Genomic DNA, 207 nt, shown 5'->3' with positions numbered 1-207 from the left:
CCTCACCCGGCTCGGCCTCGGTGGCAACGGCCTCACCGCCCTGCCCCCCGAGATCGCACAACTCCAACACCTCACCCGGCTCGACCTCGGTAGCAACGGCCTCACCGCCCTGCCCCCCGAGATCGCACAACTCCAACACCTCACCCAGCTCGACCTCGGTAGCAACGGCCTCACCGCCCTGCCCCCCGAGATCGCACAACTCCAACA

At 68.6% G+C, this 207-nt stretch carries 1 protein-coding gene; it reads left to right on the top strand.

Features of this window, described 5'->3' with window-relative positions:
• Positions 1–207, top strand: a 207-nt coding sequence (locus ACYQ2W_RS27010) for a leucine-rich repeat domain-containing protein (protein WP_459874256.1), incomplete at both ends; no start/stop codon positions are given.

The sequence above is a fragment of the Endothiovibrio diazotrophicus genome (genome assembly GCF_054657215.1).
This window is presented reverse-complemented; position numbering and strand designations above follow the sequence as displayed.